The following is an 18,464-nucleotide window of genomic DNA, read 5'->3' as shown; positions in this document are numbered from 1 at the left end:
GTCTTTCGAACGACCAGAAAAGTTAAGACCAAAACAATCGCATCCGCAGACAGGACGACGAATTCGCACGTTACCATTTCAGCAATAAATACTTATTAGTGTTATACCTCAACGATGATCTTTTATCTAACGCTGCGTAATCGATTACACTGAGGCGGAAGCTTGGTTCCACAACAACTAAATCAATTAAAAACCAATCAATTACAGCAATGAATCTGATTAAGACTGCTAGTGTATGTTTATTAAGTGTCGTGCTTGGTCAGGGCGTTATGGCGCAGACCGGCTGGAAAGCACAGTCCTCAACAATCAAAACCCGTTGGGCACAGGAAGTATCCCCAACCAATGTCCTCCCGGAGTACCCTCGCCCACAGATGGTGCGTGAGAACTGGCAAAACCTGAATGGCCTGTGGCAATATACCATTACCCCCAAAGACGCCGCCATGCCATCCGCCTTTGCGGATCAGATACTCGTGCCGTTTCCGCTGGAATCTGCACTTTCAGGCGTAAAAAAGCCGCTGCTGCCTACACAACACCTCTGGTACAAGCGCACATTTGTACAAACGCCTCTGAAAAACGGCGAACACGTGTTATTACATTTCGGCGCCGTAGACTGGCAGGCGACTGTCTATGTAAACGGTAAAGAAACAGGTACACACGCTGGCGGTTATCAGTCTTTCTCACAGGATATTACCGCTGCCCTGAAAGACGGAGAAAATGAAATTGTAGTAAAGGTTTATGACCCTACCAGTGAAGGCATTGGCCCTCACGGTAAACAGGTACTGAACCCGGCTAATATCTATTATACACCTTCTTCCGGTATCTGGCAGACCGTCTGGATGGAAACAGTGCCTGCAGCCTATATCGCAGGACTGACCCTTACTCCCGACGTAGACAAAAACGTCCTGAACGTGAGCGTAAACGCGCCGGCAGGTACTAATGTAGAACTGATCGCCACTGATAACGGCACAGAAGTCAGCAAAATAAAAGGCAAAGCAGGCGTACCATTGAAACTGCCTGTGAAGAACGCGAAACTGTGGTCTCCTGCCAGCCCTTTCCTGTATGATCTCACCGTAAAACTCAGCAAAGGCGGCAAAACAGTTGATGAAGTAAAAAGCTACTTCGGGATGCGTAAAATCGCCATTCAGAAAGATGAAAAAGGCGTTGACCGCATCTTCCTGAATAACAAACCATACTTCAATCTGGGTACCCTGGATCAGGGTTTCTGGCCTGACGGACTGTACACCGCCCCTACCGATAATGCGCTGAAATTTGATATTGAAGCCATTAAAGCAATGGGTTTTAATACCATCCGTAAACATATCAAGGTTGAACCAGCCCGCTGGTATTATCATACAGACAAACTGGGGATGCTGGTATGGCAGGATTTCGTGAATCCTAACCAGGGATTACCGGAAGGCGCTAAAGCGGAGTATGAGAAAGAAACCAAAGAAACGCTGGAACAACTGCATAATTACCCTTCTATCACTACCTGGGTAATCTTTAATGAGAAATGGGGTGCCTATGATCAGCAGCGTATCACTGAATGGGTGAAAAGCGCGGATCCTTCCCGTATCGTAAATGGTCACTCCGGTGAAATGCTGTATGTAAATGAACAACTGCGCAGCCCGTCTCCGAATGCATGGGTAAGTGCAGATATGACCGACGTACACTCCTACCCTGACCCGATGAACGCACCCGCAGAACCAGGTAAAGCAAGGGTATTGGGTGAGTTTGGCGGTATCGGTGTATTCATTCCTGAACACCAATGGAATACCGGCAGCGCCTGGGGATATATACAGGAAAAACCAGCTGCACTGGCGGCTAAATATAACATCATGAACCAGCACCTGAAACTGCTGGAAGCAGATGGCTTGTCCGGCTCAATCTATACACAGCCTTTTGATGTGGAAGGTGAGCAGAACGGCTTATTAACGTACGACCGTGAAGTGGTTAAAATCCCGTTTGAGCAGATGCGTAGTATCCATGCATCACTGAACCCTGATCTGGGTACTGTACCACAGGTAACCGCCATGAATGCAGACCTGACCGACCCGATCGTCGCCTACAGTAAAATGCTGCAGGAATACGTAGGGGGCCGCCGCGATGCCTCATTCCTCTTCAAGCTCGCTATGATGGCAAAACAGGCTGGCGATAAAGAAGGCGCTAACCTGGCCGGCAGTGCCTATATTGCCTCATTACACGCTCCTTATACGCCTGAACAGCTGGATCTGATCCTTCAGTTCACCAACAGTACAAAAGACAAAGGTTTTGCTGTATTACAGCAACAATTGCAATCCAGCAATCCTCAGTTAGAGAAAAGACCGGTGACTGTGAAACTGATGAATATCGTATTCAAAGACGTGATCGACCCTGTATTGCAGAAGAGTGCAGATCCTGACTGGTCAGCTATTGCCAACAGCATTAAACCTTATGGCGATCCGGGTGACGAGATCTATCTGCGTGCCAAAACCGTGTATACTTTCAATAAACAGGACTGGTCTAACTATGCTTCCGCAGCAAATACCTACCTGGAAAAATACGGACAGAACATTCCTGAACAGGAAAGAAATATGTTCCGTCAGGCTATTGACAACAATAAGAACCAATAATTATTAAAAGACAACAACAGGAAAGGGCTGGTTCTTCTGGACCGGCCCTTTTTTAATTAGGAATTAGGAATTAAGAATTAAGAATTGGTTAGCCCCCTGTACTATTGAAGGCATCCTTTTCTGATAATGTCTTAAGTTTTGGTAATTTTTTTTTTAGCGCGGAGTAATTCTTAATTCTTAATTCTTAATTCTTAATTCTTAATTCTTAATTCTTAATTCTTAATTCTTAATTCTTAATTCTTAATTCTTAATTCTTAATTCTTAATTCTTAATTCTTAATTCTTAATTCTTAATTCTTAATTCTTAATTCTTAATTCTTAATTCTTAATTCTTAATTCTTAATTCTTAATTCTTAATTCTTAATTCTTAATTCTTAATTCTTAATTCTTAATTCTTAATTCTTAATTCTTAATTCTTAATTCTTAATTCTTAATTCTTAATTCTTAATTCTTAATTCTTAATTTCTTTCACCTGAAAATCTTCAAATACCACCTCAAACGATTCCTTTCCCGGAGCCGCAGCCACAATACCAATACCTGCCTTTACATCAGGCGGAAAATAAGCCAGTCGCAACATCTCATATTTCACGCCATCAAAAGAGTATTTTATCTCTACATAATCGCCTTTTCGGAGTAAGGTCAGCCAGATAGCAGCCGGACTGTCATGTCTGGGTATCACAGACCAGTCAGACACTTCACGGGTAACGACGGCGCTTACATTCTGTACACCATCCACGTATTCAATACCGGTTTTGATCCAGTTCTTTTCATCAATTCTGACCATTAAGCCAGCCTGGTGAAACAGTTCTGTATACTGTCCGCTGATCTTTACGCCGGCTTCAAAATTCCCTGTCATTTCTTTATAATAAAAGGGACCGTTATCACGGATAAAACCATAATGTGTGATCCGCCAATAGTCGGTGTCTGGTTCAATGGTACAACTGAGTTTTGTTTCATTACCTGACCAGTTTTTGGGTTCGTTATTCCACTTCATCGGATTGTTTTGAGCGAATAAAAAAGTTGGTGAATAATAGAAAGGAACGGGTTACATCATTGCAAAATATTCAAATTTACCTGAACTTCAAAAGGAGTGTGGTATAACAGGAAAGACCGGCATTCAAGAAGTTGACAGGCATACTGATGTGTTTCACCTCAATTGCAAAATCAGTATGTCATGCCGGGAAAGACAGACATTCAAAAAGCCGGCAGGCATACTGATGTGTGGATCAGCAGCCTGACCGGCATTACATGGTATAGGGAGTGACAATCTTATCAGAACCTCATTAGCTGGTTCCAGTCAAAAATCCATTCGGGTGTGCTTAATATTTTTCCGCCGTTATATTGGTACCAGGGATCTTGATTCCTGGTTGGATTTTGCAGTATGTGAATATCCTGTGCGGGCATATAACTCTGTGCCAGCAAAAAAGTCTTCTGTCCCGCGTTATTGACACCCATATCCATTACGATCACAGCGTGACCAGGAGAACCTCCACGGATAAACACATCACCGATATTGATGGCAGCAGGATTATTCACAACATTCAATTCTTTACTGAGCGATAAAGTGCCGGCGTAAGAGAAAACGGTCTGCAGAAAATCAGCAAAACAAGCATCTCCCTTACAAGGCGCACCCGTCAGCTGCTTCTGTAAACGGCCCTGTTTTACAGGATAGCGATATCCTTTCATCCAGCTGCTGTAGTCCATCAATGTACCATCCGTAGCATGAAAGGCTATTTTCGTATACTGGTGCGATGCATATAAATACTCTGCATATAAGCGAATCACGGCATCTGCACATTGCTGTAAATCTTTTTTGCCAACAGAGATATCCAGTACGGCATATTGTGCAGTCTGATTTCCCTTTTTCTGTCCGTTATACAGATATACCGTATTATCTGTTTTTAAAGGAATTGTCCTGAGCCATTCACCAAATGACCCTTTCGCTACAGGTTCTCTTTTAAAACCGGGCGGCAATGGCAGCTGTCCTACTGTTTTATAGTAAGGGGCAGATACCGGATGCGGTGCTTTGGCCTGTAAATATTGCCAGGACAGTACAGCAACCGCGGTAACAAACAGGACCACAAAGGTCCAGGATAAGTACTTCAAGGCAACAACGTTTTTAATAGGATGCGGGTTACAACAGGATTCCATAAACAGGTGTTAACTTTTTTCTTGCATATACTGCAAAAAAAGAGCCCGCTTTTATGCGGGCTCTTTCAATTAGTCTGCTCTGTCGAGATCTGTAATCAGCAGCGGGTTATATTCCCGCATCTCGTCGATCAGCTTTTCGACTTCACTGGTCTGTGGTTTAGCCAGCAGTCGTTCAACTTCTTTTTTTGTCAGTCCTACCATCTGCAGGAACGTCACTTCACCATGCGGTGTATTTATCACACCTAATTCAGGATCCTGGACAAATGCCAGTCCTACAATATCCGTTGCCGTTTCCAGTCTGATTGGCCCGTTTGCAGGTACAAAATGGTAAGGTTCAAACCAACGCTCGCTTTTATATACATAGCGGGCCAGGTTATTCATCATCCGGATGGCCCATCCGGGATCGCCTTCATCTTCTGCAAATGGTTTTAAGCGGAAGGTAAATTCGAAGCCCCATTTACTGAATTCCTTACCAGCCTGTTCTTCATCATAATATAACTGTGACATGCCATAGCTGACGAGGTGTAAGTGCTTCATCTGCTTTTCACTGTCATAGATGCTGGTACCGTCAATAGGGTCTTCTCCTCCGACCATGAAATGTAAAGGCGGTGCATAATGCCTTGGTTCCTGTCCCGGATAAATGCTGTCCAGCTGTTTGTCAATTGCCAGCCAGCCCACTGCATCATCTGCCGTGAACAGTTTACTGTACTCTTCCTTTGTCATAGGTGATTAACATTTACAATTGGTGATTAACATTACAGTTCGTGTCTGATCATTTTTCTCACCAGGTCCTGCTGGGTTTCACGTTCCCTGATGATATATATTTTGTCTTTATCAATCATTACTTCAGCGGGTCTCACATGCAGGTTATAATTGCTGGCCATTACCATGCCGTAGGCGCCTACAGTAAATACGGCTACATAATCTCCCTGCTGTAATGGCGGCAAAGCACGTTCCTTCGCCAGGTAATCGGACGATTCACAGATAGGCCCTACCACGTCATAATTTGTCAATCCTTCCTGTTCTACCGGATAGTTCCTGTTAGTCAGCAGGTGCTGTGCCTCCGGCTTAACCGGCCATATGAAATGAAAGGCATTGTACATCGCCGGACGGATCAGTTCCGTCATACCGGCATCCAGTATCGCGATATTTTTGTCGCCGGATTTTTTAACGTAGAGTACCCTGGTGACCAGGACCGCTGTATTCGCAGAAATAGACCTTCCCGGTTCGAGGATGATCTTAAATCCTTCCTTTTTCACATAAGGCTCCAGTAATTCAATGATCGGACCGGCAAAACTCTCCCAGGAGAAATTGTCGTTATCCATGTAATTAGCAGGAAATCCACCTCCGATATTCAATACTTTCAGGATGATATTCTTCTGCTTCAAAGACTCCGTCAGACCTACCATCTTACGGATACATTCTTCATAAAATGTATAAGAAGATATCGGTGAACCAATATGACAATGCAGTCCTTTGATTTTCACAAAAGGATGATCTGCATTCTCTTCTATCAGCGCTTCCACGTTTGCATAATCAATCCCGAATTTTGCACCTTTATAACCTGTCCGGGTCTTTTCATTGGTCTTTTCGTCGGTGATATCCGGCTGTATGCGGATCAGTACACTCACCTCTCTTTTCAGGTCGCCTGCCAGTTCCTGTACCCTTGCCAGTTCCTGTTCTGACTCGATATTGATATAACCCACCTCACTCAGGATGGCGTCCGTGATTTCTTCATCAGATTTACCTACACCTGCAAAAACTACTTTAGACAGGTCAGCATTGCTCTGTTTCACCACAAACAGCTCTCCCCCGCTCACGATATCCATACCGGCGCCCAGGGCTGCCAGTTCATTCAGCAGGTGAACATTGTTACTCGATTTTACCGAAAAACAGATGACAGGATCCAGCTTCTCAAAAGCACCATAAATCTTCTTATAATGCAACCTGAGCGTGTTCGCAGAATACAGGTAAAAAGGAGTCGGAAGGCCCTTGGCCGGCAGACTGTCTACGGGAACATCCTCGCAATACAGTACGCCATTCTTATATTGAAACAAATCCATAAAAAATTATCTATAAAACATTAAGATAGCAGAAATTATTGTTATGAAAACATTATAAAATCGCTACGGCTAAAAATCGGGGAATTCCGATACCTTTGTAGTATGGATCAAGTAGACGTTTTTAAGGCCTTATCCAACAAAAAGAGGCTCGAAATATTAGCCTGGCTGAAGGAACCGGAAAAACATTTCCCTAAACAGGAATGTGGTGAGTTTGCGAAAACAGGTGTATGTGTGGGACACATTCAGCAGAAATCAGGACTGACACAATCCACCGTGTCAGAATACCTGTCTTTATTACAGCGGGCTAATCTGCTGATAGCGACCCGTTTAGGGCAGTGGACGCATTATAAGCGAAATGAAGAGGCGATAAAGCAGTTGGGGGATTTGATATTAAAGGAACTGTAAAAATTAGGAATTAGGAATTAGGAATTAAGAATTGGAAATGCAGCGAAGATTGTTGTTTATTAGATAATTAAGTAAGTTATAACTATAAATAGTAAAATATAAGGGGCTGACCAAAGTAAAATTTTGGTCAGCCCCTTATATTTTTACGAATTAAAATTGGTCTGGAAAGTACCTCGATATCAATACATTCAGCCCCGATTTTTAATTCTTAATTCTTAATTTTTAATTTTTATTTTCCCGCCGGGCTGTAATTGAGGGAAGAAGGCGGCGCTGCCTGCGCTCCTGTACCCCATTCTTTATTAGGCGATTCGCTCATTACCAGTTCCAGTACACCACCTTTCAGCAGGTCTTCATGTGTAAACCAGGGTACATTGAGCGGCTGACCGTTCAGCGTAGCACGCTGGATATACTTTTTAGTAGCAGAACTACCTGGTGCTGATATCGTGAATGTCTTACCACTGAACAATTTGATGGTAATCTCAGAGAACACCGGGCTACCGATATTATACACCGGAATACCAGGGGTTACCGGACAGAAACCCATCATGGAGAATACCACAAATGCGGTCATACCACCACCATCTTCATCTCCTGGAATGCCAAACAGGTTGTCAGTATACCAGGTATCCAGCAGCATACGGATACGTTTCTGTGTTTTCCATGGCGCACCGGTGTAATTGTAGAGGTAAGGAATGTGGAAACTTGGTTCATTTCCCATTACAAACTGACCTACCATACCAGTTGCATCCGGGAAGGTATACCAGAGATTGTATTTACTACGACCCAGGTTTTCACGGAATAACTGATCCAGTTTTTCCTCTGCCTTTGCTTTTCCACCCATCAGGTCAAATAAGCCGGTCAGGTCATGTTTTACATCCCAGTTATAGGTGTAAGCATTGTTTTCCGTGAAATAGTCACGTCCGCCCTGTCCGCCGGAGAACTTAGGATCAAAAGGTTCTATCCAGTTACCATCTGCATCTTTCGGCCACATAAAGCCTTTATCTGCACGATATACATTTTTGTAGTTAGTGGCACGTTTCAGGAACAACGGAATGTCTTCCGGATGACCAGCTGCTTTTGCCAGTTGGGCAATACACCAGTCGTCATAGCTGTTTTCCAGTGTTACCGCTACTGCCTGACGGCGTTCAAAATCATCTACTTCCTTCACGGTTTCTTTCTCGTCCGGTTTCAGGGAAGGCATATAACCATGTTCTGTGTAGAATGTATCCAGCGAGGTAGCAGGACCGTTTCTCCAGGGCAGTAAAGTAGCCTGTAAGGAGTTCTTTTTCAGTCCTTCATATGCCTTTGCAATATCGAAATTGCGTACGCCTTTGAACCAGGCATCTGCCATCCATGCCGCTGCGTGGTTACCTGTCATACAAGGCATATCACCATGCGCTACTGCGAATGAAGGCATCCAGCCGCTCTGCTCGTACATATCCACATAAGAGCGGATCTTATCGGCTTCCATTTCCGGATTTAACAGTGTTTGGAGTGGTTCCAGTGCGATGTAGGTATCCCATAGCCAGTTATCCACATAGAAAGGCTTGTCGGAAGTATGTACTTTATGATCGTAGGCGCTGTAGTACTGACCGTACTCGTTGATATTCACCATGCGCTCGTAAGCGCGGTACAGGGAGGTATAGAATACCCGCTTCTGTGCGTCTGTACCACCTTTTACATTAATCTGACCCAGCACCTTGTTCCAGGCTGCTGCACCTTTAATCACGAGCGGTGAAATCGTCCATAAAGGAATTTCTTTCTTCAGGTTAGCTTTCGCCTGTTCTACGCTGATGAAGGAAACACCGTAGCGTACGGCTATTTTCTGCGGATTGTTACCCAATGCGGCAAACAGGTGCTGTTTCTTATCTCCGCGGTATTCGGTACCGATGATATCCGCATTCACTTCCGCATAAAAATAAGCGCTCATACCGTTGAAAGTTTCCCGGCCACTGATAGCGCGTTTACCGTCTACGGTCAAATCTCCGTCACGGTTGAGGATGCTCAGACGCAGGTAATGCGGCGTATTACCTGTAAAGTCAATCTCAAAATATCCGCTGTGAGCTGCGGGTGCAAATGTGATCTCGTCAGTATCATCCAGATATGCAGAATATTTGCAAGGTGATATCTTTTCCCGGTCATACACTCTTGAACGCTTCCAGTTTTCGGTATTCACCTCACCGGAAAGCGGCATAAAGCCAAAAAGGCTTTGCTGACGATGAGAGGCTATTGTCAGTGGAAAAAAGTTGATCTGATCTTCCAGCTGATCTTTCCGGGAAGGGAATACCCTCACCATACTGTTTGGCAGATACATAGCGGGCCTGGTAGGCTCCAGAATCAGTCCCACACTACCGATAGTGGGATCTACATAAGTTAAATTTCCTGTAGGTTTCCAGGTGCTGCCTGCACCCACCTGAGCCAACGCTGACGTGGTAATTCCTAAGACTAAAATGGCTGTACTTATCAAGTACCTGTTTCTTTTCATTAGATTCCTTTTTGCATGATAGGACAGGTAAAGTACAAATGAAAAAAGAGACTCCAAAACCGGAGTCTCTTTTTTATGCCCTTTTTACTATTTCTTAGTCTTTCAGGTGCAGGTAAGCTTTCACCTGTTTGTAGTCATTCCAGTCGATACCAGCGGCTTTACGGGCTTCAGCACCACCGGGAATAATTACATATCTGTATTGCTGATATTTTGCTGTACCATCTGTAAAAGTGTTGAACGGACCGTTTGCCAGCAGTGTGATCAGACCAGTGGAAAAAGACGGGCTGATCGTAGCGCCGGTCACCGGACTCACATATGGCAAAGGTGCGATATCTTTCTCTGCGTCAGAATAAGTATTGATAAATACTCTTACATCGCCGGTAGACAGGATCTCGTCCGTGATCTTTTCTGCTTCGATCTGTGCGCCGAAGAAGATTGTATCGAGTACGCCATTACCGTTGTCATCTGTTTCTTCCTTTACAGCGGTGAAGGTGACATCCAGCCAGTCAGAATAGATAATACCGGAAGTGGCATCTTTACCAGGCGTACCGGCAGGACCAGCTGCACCGGTATCACCTTTTGCGCCCGCAGGACCAGTTTCACCATCTTTACCACATGCACCGAAGAAAATAATACCGCATAACATTAAAGCATACAATGACATCTTTCTCATGTTTCGATTTAGGTTTTGAATTTTAAGTTAAAGTGATTGAATTGTCTCCATCAAATAGTTTCCGTTGAAGCAGCTGTGCTGTATAAGAGTTACCACATATTACGCGGACACAGATCCGCAAAGCGATTCCCGATCATAATACCCAATACCATTTCATGAGAACCATGGCTGGCTATATTCAGTCCGGAAGTTGTATAGTCGTAAGAATACCCGATGTTAAAAGTGGCATTCACATTAATCCCCACCATTGCAGCAATACCATCGTTATAGCGGTAAGATCCGCCTACCCATATGCGGTCCCGGTATTGCAGTTTGGCATTGACATCAAAGCTCACAGGCAATGCCGTCACATATTTGATCATTACTGAAGGCAGCAGACTCACCTCCTCATTTACCCACAAGCGGTATCCCGCCGTCGCAAATAAATGTGGTACCAGTTTGCCTCTGTAGATGCTGTCTCCTTTTACTTTCCCATCATCAAAACCAATCCCTGAAGGCACTACATTCTGAGCGGAAATACCGGCAAAATATTGTGATGAATAGAGATACAGCCCTGCGCTCACGTCCGGCCTCCAACGGCCTAATACGGTGCTGGAAGCGATGGCTGGATCAGAAGGATTCTGGAACTCTAAGGCGGTCGCATCCAGGGAGATGCGTTGCGCACCGACACTGATACCTGCACTCAGACTGGTACCCGGCGCTATCCCGATATGATGTGCATACGTACCGCTGAAGGAAAACCTGCTCAGCGGTCCTGTCTTGTCATTCAGGATAGTAACTCCTGCGCCTGCATGTGAAGGAGGGGCTGTATAAGTCTCCCAATACGCCTTCCCTCTGGGGTTGGATCCTTCCGGATTAAAACCCGTTGCAGATGCCTGCGGATAGTCTGTTTTACGCAAAGGACCGTGTATGGTGAGATAGGTGGTGACCGGACTTCCATTCACACCCGTCCACTGATGACGATGACTGGCCTTTACATCCCAGTAATTCTCTATCCCCGCTACGGCAGGATTAATGATAAACGTGTTCAGTACATACTGTGTATAGTGTGGTTGCTGTTGCGCCAATACCTGTACCGGCAAGGCCAGTACAAGTATTATCGCTGTTATCATGCCCTTCAGCTGCATACGCTACTGTTTTAAGATCCTCAGTTCGATACGTCTGTTCAGTCTTCTGCCTTCCGGATTATCTGTTCCGTCAGGATTGGTATTAGGTGCTACCGGTTTGGTAGCGCCATATCCCTTGTATTGTAAACGTTTCTTGTCGATACCTTTATCCACCAGGTAAGCCACACAGTTCAGTGCACGTTTTTCTGACAGTTGCTGGTTGTAAGCGGCAGAACCTGTGTTATCCGTATGTGCACTGATCTCTATTTCCATCTGCGGATGGTCTTTCAGTAAAGCCACCAGTTTGTCCAGCGCCGGATGAGAAGCAGGCGTCAGTATAAATTCGTTCACTTCGTAGTAAATCTCCTGCATGGTAATGGCTGTATTCACCGGCGCATTCAGGATGGTATCGGCCAGGGTTGGCGGAGGAGTCACAGCCACTACAGGTTCTTCTTTCACAGGCGGCGGCGGTGGCGCCAGGTGCAGACTGAATAATTCCAGGCAACATTCTGCAGAACGGTCGGAAGAGAACCAGGCATCTTCCAGGATATATTCCGATTTGCTGCGGCTGAAGAAATACATATCATCCTTCACATCATTCACCGGATAACCGAAGTTGACAGGCGTTTCCCATTTCGTCAGATTACCCTTTGCATAATAGAGATCAAAACCTCCCATACCTGTCCGGCCATTGCTGGCAAACACCAGGGTGCCGGAAGCAGGATGAAAGAAAGGTGCTTCTTCATCCGAAGAAGTATTAATGGCTGGTCCAAGATTTTGTACAGACAATGGTTTACCTGCAGCATCCAGTTCCGCGCTCCAGAGGTCATATCCTCCCAGCCCTCCTGCCCTGTCGCTGGCAAACAACAGATGGCGGCCATCAGACATGATAAAAGGCTGTTGCGTATTAGCGCCTGCGGCATTGATCACCGCATCCAGTTTAACCGGTTCGCTCCATTTATCCCCTTCTTTATAGCTGGAATAGATAGCTGCTGACTTCTTGCCATCAGCGGTCGTCCATTGTGTGAGATACATTACATTCCCATCAGCGGAAATACTTACAGCACCCTGATGGGTCTTTGCTGCCTGTGGAATACCGGCGCGGCTGGTAACAGCAGCCGTATCTTTCGCCAGATAGATACGGTTGGTGTAATTGGATTCTTTAGTAGAAGTATATATTAACTGATCACCTGCCCATACAGGCGCATAAGAAGCGCCGCCGGCATTAAGCGCGGCGGACGCTTTTCTTATATGGTAATCGGACTGCTCTTTTTGCTGTAACTGTTCGCGGATAAAAGGCAGGTTACGTAGCTCCTGCGCTGCCGCACTACTGTATGCATCCTTTTTATCATAGCGGGACAGGAAATCTTTGAACGCAGCTTCAGCGGCATCATATCTTGCCAGTGCACGTAAACTTTCTCCGTAGTAATAAGCTGCCAGCGGGAAACGGCTGCTATCAGCCGCTACTACTTTTGCAAATAAAGGCGCTGCCTTATCATGATCGTGTAAGTGACGATAACTATCACCCAACTGATAAGCCGCCAGCACTTCATCTGCTGAAGGTGCAGGCTTCGCCGTACCACCCGGCGCTGTATATGGATTATATCCTTCTTTAGCAGCAGCTTTGATATTCACAGCCAGGTACTTTTCATAGTACATAGAAGCTGAATAATAATCTGCCTGTTTGTAATAGCTATCCGCGGCTTTCAGATAACTCACTTTATGTTGTGCCCATACCAGCTGCATCGCGGACAGGGCTATCATTGTCAGAAATACTTTCTTCATGTTGTAATCTTTTTTTCTTTATAACCTTGGGCAAACGAAATCACCGGCTGGTGTTTTCACTGACTTCCTGCCAATGAATGATAAAGAGAGTTCGAAGCTGTTATTACCCCTGGTGATCTTACCCAGATCAGAAGAGTTGACATCATAGCTCAATCCGAGCATAAAGCTTTTATAGCTTACCCCTGTATAGACAGAGAATGCATCTTTGAGACGATAGTTAGCCCCCAGCATGACATCTGTTTCAGCTGATACAGCGTATTGACCATAAGCACCCAGCATCTTCTCAGACGCTGCACCCTGCTTCATATACAGGACGTTGGGCGTGAGGCTGAACAGTTCTGAAATGGTCACTCTTACACCGGCATGTGCAGTGGTACGCATAGGGATGCGGGCATCGCCGGTAGCGCTGAACTGATCACTTGGTTTATTCAGGTGCATGACAGAAAAACCACCATAGAGATTATATTTCTTACCCGGCTGTGCATCATAGTACAATACACCGGCGCCTGCATCAAAAGCGGCGGAAGTTGTTTTGTTGAACATGTCATTGGTAGCCTGGCCAGGATTGTAACCAGTGATAGGATTCCATTGATCACCAAAGTGGAGTTTAGCCGGATCAAATCTGCGTTGGATCAGTCCCATCTGGAGACCAAATACCAGCCTGTGTTGTTCGAATGCACCCAGGCGTACACCTGTATAAGAAGCGCTACCATAGGCAGTCGTATAGTTATATCCTCCGTCTCCTGCTTTCTGATTCAGTACACTGGCGCCGAAGTTGATATTGTTATTCGTCTTCACTTCTCCTGCAATACCATAGGTTTTAAAAGGGCTGCTCACACTTCCCCACTGAGAACGATAGATGGCAGATACACGGTAGTCGCCATCAAATACACCTGTCAGCGCAGGATTCAACCATGCCGGATACACATAGTAACCGGAGAAGTGCGGGTCGGATTGCGCCTGCAGCTTTTTACCGGTCAGGCCCACTAAGCACAGCATCAACAATGCTTTGGTAAAAGTTCTCATGATGTCAGCTTTTTATTTGATCAATGTTTTAAATAGTTGTTTATACTTATCTCACCAACACTACATAACCAGTCAGCGGCGCAGATCCATTCTTTATTTTTATGACATAATAGTAAGTAGCGAGTGGCAGCGGATGTCCATTCATCGTACCATCCCATGCTGTTTTATAACCGGTGGACTGAAATATCTTCTGTCCATAACGGTTAAAGATTTCAACAGAACACTCCGGGTAATCAGACAGGTTGGTCAATACCCAGGTATCATTGATGCCATCTCCATTCGGAGAAAAAGCATTGGGGACTTTTACTTCTTTGAATACTTTTACAGACAGGTCATCACTGGCGGTACAACCACCAAGGCCGGTAGCAGTCAGGGTATATACCGCATCTGCTGTTACGGTCAGTACAGGCCGCAGGATATCCGGATTGGACAGATCAGTAGCAGGCGTCCATCTGAAAGTGAGTTCGTTTTCATTATTTACAACAGGTGCGAATTGTACAACAGATCCTTCTGCTACCACGAATGAAGGCCCGGCATCTACTACAGGTTGTAAATACACGGTTACCGGTGCGGTAAATGGCTCGGAGATACAACCTGCAGTACTTGTCACCGTCAGTTGTACAGTGTAAGCACCCGGTTCCTGGTATCGCTTCACAGGGTCCGCGATATTGTCGGAACTACCATCACCAAACTCCCAGGACCAGGCACTAATAGCGCCATTATCAACTGTACTGTTATCGGCGAAGAAATTGTCTGTACCCTGACATAAGGTATCAGGAGAGGCTGTAAAAGCAGCTGTAGGTTTATTGAAAAATGCGCTGAGTGTTTTAGTGGTATCATGTGTACAGCCATAAGCAGATACGACCGATAAGGTCACATTGTAGCTACCTGCCGTTGTAAAAACATGTGAAGGGTTTCTGTCAGTAGCAGTGGCACTGCCATCACCGAAATTCCATTCATAAGTATTTGCGGCGGTAGATAAGTTGGTAAATACTGCGTTTCCCTCCGGCATACAGATCGCTGCAGACGGATTGAAATTGGCGACCGGTAATGCGTGTACAACAGCGTTCTTGGTAGTGGTATCGCTTACACAGCCATTATCACTCACGACAGACAGTTTTACGGCATACGTACCTGCGGCTGTATACAGCTGACTGAAAGGGTTGTTGTTGTTCTGCGTAGCAGTCGTACCATCTCCCAACTGCCAGTTCCAGGTAATAATGCTACCACTGCCTACCGTAGATTGATCGGTGATAGTCACTACACTTCCCAGGCACACATCCGCAGTAAGCGAGAAATCAGCAAGAGGTGCAGGCAGTACATTGACGTTGGCAGTAACAGAGTCTTTACATCCGCTATCCGCAGTGAACACATATGTGACGGTATGTGTGCCGGCACGGGCTGCCGACGGATTAAAATTGCCGGCAGCATCAATATACGGGCCCCGGTAGATACCGGCCCCGGTCACGCCATTCGTAACCCCGGCAAGCGCAATGGACACGGTGCCCTTTACGCTTTCGCAAACAGCTGGAATACTCGCATAAGTCAGTACAGGCTTTACGTTGAAAGTAGCTGTTACCAACGTGTCTTTCACACAACCGTTTACGGTCGTCACACTGTGCCGGATTTTATAGGAACCATAGTAGGTATAGGAATGTAAAGGATTGTTGACAGTTGATGTATTGGGATTGACAGGTGTTGCATTGGCGTCTCCGAAATCCCAGGTATAAGTAGCTATTGCCTGTCCGTCAGAGGCAGTTGCAGTACTTGTAAACTGTACAGGTGTACCCTGTGTGATACAATCATCCGGATAGGTAAAGGAGGCTACCGGCGCAGCGTATACCGTCACTGTTTTCTTTACGGTATCGCTCACACAGAGGTCGCTTACTTTCACCACCTGGCTGACCGTATAGGTTTTGTAGTCCGTATAGGCCGCTGTTGTGGCAGCGTTGGTGGTATTCGTTTTACTGGTACCATTACCAAAATCCCAGTTCCATTCTTTTATTGGCGCAGTACCTACATAGGCGGCCTTGTCATTGAAAGTAACGGTACTACCAGCGCAGATTGCCGCCGTTGTAGCGGCAAAATCTGCCACCGGTTTGTTATAAACTGTCAGGTTAAAGCTTGTATCTGCCACACAACCATCTTCCGTAGCTACTGCTAACGTGATGGCTTGTGTGCCTGCATTCAGGTGCTGATCCGTCTGCTGTAAAGCGGATGTAACACCACCCGGGAAAACCCATTTCCATTGGGTCAATTTATAGCCATTACTGCTGTCTTTACCTGCGAAATACGCCGTATCCAGTTCACAGGCAGTAGAGAAAGTATAAGCAGCAACGGCATCTGGCTTCCCTTTCACCGCTACTGTGAAATTGACTTCTTCTGTATTGTTACAGTTGTCAATATGCGGCGCTGTGGATAACACGGTAATATCATAATAACCGGCATTCGGAAATCTATATGGCTGTGGTAATGTATATTGGTAATACTGTACACCTTCTATCACCAGTTGTTTGGCAGGCGCCGGTGAATCTTGCAAAACATCCGCAGCAGGGTTGATATTCGCGCCCAGTTTACTCAGTTGCCATTCCAGTTTTGTAGGCTGATAGGTCAGCAATACAGAGAGATCCAGGGGCGTATTCACACAGGTGAATGGATGCATTGCCCTGGATGTATCGGCCTGATTGTGGATCTGCCCTATTGCATTCAGGTTATTGATAAAAGTACCAGCATTGTATCCGTAGCTCTCAAAATCACCCAGACCATAAGTAGTAGCATTAAAAGCCGAATCACTCTGTACGGTACATTGTGCAGCGGCGGCTGTCCAGCGTTTCACTACCACGGTATATCCTGGCAGGTTCGGATGTGGATAACTCAGATCAAAAGTAGGCTGACCATCTATTTTCAGCGAAGGAATACCGTTGTCAGGAATCACGAGTAATAGGCCGTTTACTTCGATCTTTTCCACATTATTCCTGTAGAAGGCTACTTTCTTCGTGGCCTGTTCAATAGGACTGAGATAGATCATTTCAGGATCTCCTATACCGGTAGTATTCGGACAACCACCCTGAGAGGCCATAAACTGCGCCAGTAATACCGGCTTGTCAGCTTCAATATAATCGGCGGTGTTGCTGATAAACTCGTAGCAGGAATGAGACAATCCCGTCAGTACAACACCATTCCGTTTTACGACAGTAGAAGGATCTTTCACGACCACTTTGTATAAGTTGGTCTGGAAACTAGTGGCTACTCTGCCGGAGATAGGAGCTGTCAGGTAACGTTTTCCCCATGCCTGATAGGGAAATACCTGCTGCATATTATTATCTCCGCTGGTGCCTGCGGTACTACCCGGACAATTGATACTTGTTCGGCTACTACCGGAAAATACGGCTATGGGGAAACACTTACCGGATGCATTGGCGATGGAGCGGACAGTCGTACCTGTCAGTTCTTTTCCTTTACCGCCACCGAGCGGCGCACCTACCAGCTGGTAGATATCGCCTCTGTTGAGCGTCACCGTAAACGGTACGTTAGCTGGACGTCCGTTACGGCTCGACTCAGAGGGGTTAATCTCAACCATCGTATTGTCTTCCTTCGCGACGACATACATCCAGGAAAAACAGTCATTTGCAAAGCTCTGCTGGCTATTTAATGAGATATAAGAATAGCCCCAGGTAGATACCGGCATCAGCATTGTAGCACCGGAGGATACGCTTCCGTAAATATGTGCATAAGCTACGATCGGTACGTCGCTTATGATATGAATACCTTTGTTGCTAAAGACTCCTTCCCCACCGGTACCACCATAAGAAGGCGGTACAGAATACAGCCTCGCATCTACAGAGCCGGCTTTAGGAATGAGATCGCTTACGATCACGGTGTTAGCGGGAATATTATATGTTCTTGACCATGCGGTTCCATCAATGCTTATAGTCACGTTAGCAGCTTCTTCGGCACTCAGGTACACTACCATGTTCTGACTATTGGTGAAGCCGGGTTCCATAAACTGATGGTGTCCATAACCAACCCAGAATTCCTTACCTCTGTTGGACAGTCCCTGAGCCATCGCGCTAACGCCGCACAGTGTGAGTAAGCAGGCAGCAGCGCCTGTACGGACTGCTGCCTGCATGTTTTTGAAAATGTTGGTTACGAATGTCGTCAT

At 45.7% G+C, this 18,464-nt stretch carries 12 protein-coding genes; 2 read left to right on the top strand and 10 right to left on the bottom strand.

The genetic code is table 11. The features are described 5' to 3' along the window. The first annotated feature begins 209 nt into the window (after positions 1–209). Positions 210–2,609 (top strand): glycoside hydrolase family 2 protein, encoded by a 2,400-nt coding sequence (locus CPIN_RS08815; protein WP_012789422.1) that lies wholly within the window; start codon positions 210–212, stop codon positions 2,607–2,609. 450 nt (positions 2,610–3,059) lie between these two features. Here the strand turns inward: CPIN_RS08815 and CPIN_RS08810 are convergent, their stop codons facing one another. The 4 genes from CPIN_RS08810 to lysA form a co-directional block, all read right to left on the bottom strand. Beyond that, the gene (locus tag CPIN_RS08810) at positions 3,060–3,602 is read right to left on the bottom strand and encodes a DUF1349 domain-containing protein (RefSeq protein WP_012789421.1); all 543 of its coding nucleotides are present in this window, start codon (positions 3,600–3,602) and stop codon (positions 3,060–3,062) included. A gap of 278 nt (positions 3,603–3,880) precedes the next feature. Continuing rightward, a complete protein-coding gene (locus tag CPIN_RS08805) occupies positions 3,881–4,714 on the bottom strand; it encodes a DUF4846 domain-containing protein (RefSeq protein WP_222838189.1) in 834 nt (277 codons plus the stop codon). A 114-nt stretch (positions 4,715–4,828) separates the two neighbouring features. Then, positions 4,829–5,482, bottom strand: coding sequence for a suppressor of fused domain protein (locus CPIN_RS08800; protein WP_012789419.1), 654 nt, complete (start codon positions 5,480–5,482; stop codon positions 4,829–4,831). A 32-nt stretch (positions 5,483–5,514) separates the two neighbouring features. Beyond that, positions 5,515–6,822 (bottom strand): diaminopimelate decarboxylase, encoded by a 1,308-nt coding sequence (gene lysA, locus CPIN_RS08795; protein ID WP_012789418.1) that lies wholly within the window; start codon positions 6,820–6,822, stop codon positions 5,515–5,517. 102 nt (positions 6,823–6,924) lie between these two features. On the opposite strand from lysA, the gene CPIN_RS08790 reads away from it, so the two are divergent. Then, on the top strand, positions 6,925–7,227 hold the full coding sequence (locus CPIN_RS08790; RefSeq protein WP_012789417.1) for an ArsR/SmtB family transcription factor: 303 nt from the start codon (positions 6,925–6,927) through the stop codon (positions 7,225–7,227). A gap of 229 nt (positions 7,228–7,456) precedes the next feature. Here CPIN_RS08790 and CPIN_RS08785 read toward each other — a convergent pair whose 3' ends face one another. The 6 genes from CPIN_RS08785 to CPIN_RS08760 all read right to left on the bottom strand — a co-directional run bounded on the left by CPIN_RS08785 (position 7,457) and on the right by CPIN_RS08760 (position 18,464). After that, a complete protein-coding gene (locus CPIN_RS08785; RefSeq protein ID WP_012789416.1) occupies positions 7,457–9,712 on the bottom strand; it encodes a GH92 family glycosyl hydrolase in 2,256 nt (751 codons plus the stop codon). A gap of 94 nt (positions 9,713–9,806) precedes the next feature. Beyond that, positions 9,807–10,385: a collagen-like triple helix repeat-containing protein gene (locus tag CPIN_RS08780; protein ID WP_012789415.1), complete on the bottom strand. Its 579-nt coding sequence runs from the start codon at positions 10,383–10,385 to the stop codon at positions 9,807–9,809. Positions 10,386–10,474: 89 nt separating this feature from the next. Further along, the gene (locus tag CPIN_RS08775) at positions 10,475–11,512 is read right to left on the bottom strand and encodes a PorP/SprF family type IX secretion system membrane protein (RefSeq protein ID WP_012789414.1); all 1,038 of its coding nucleotides are present in this window, start codon (positions 11,510–11,512) and stop codon (positions 10,475–10,477) included. A gap of 3 nt (positions 11,513–11,515) precedes the next feature. Further along, on the bottom strand, positions 11,516–13,276 hold the full coding sequence (locus CPIN_RS08770) for an OmpA family protein (RefSeq protein ID WP_012789413.1): 1,761 nt from the start codon (positions 13,274–13,276) through the stop codon (positions 11,516–11,518). An 18-nt stretch (positions 13,277–13,294) separates the two neighbouring features. Continuing rightward, entirely contained in the window at positions 13,295–14,302 is a 1,008-nt protein-coding gene (locus tag CPIN_RS08765; protein ID WP_012789412.1) for a PorP/SprF family type IX secretion system membrane protein, read from the bottom strand. A gap of 46 nt (positions 14,303–14,348) precedes the next feature. Further along, positions 14,349–18,464: a T9SS C-terminal target domain-containing protein gene (locus CPIN_RS08760; protein ID WP_012789411.1), complete on the bottom strand. Its 4,116-nt coding sequence runs from the start codon at positions 18,462–18,464 to the stop codon at positions 14,349–14,351.

The organism is Chitinophaga pinensis DSM 2588 (assembly GCF_000024005.1).
Lineage (GTDB): Bacteria > Bacteroidota > Bacteroidia > Chitinophagales > Chitinophagaceae > Chitinophaga > Chitinophaga pinensis.
The sequence above is the reverse complement of the archived record's forward strand: the minus strand, read 5'-3'. Positions and strand labels throughout refer to the sequence as shown.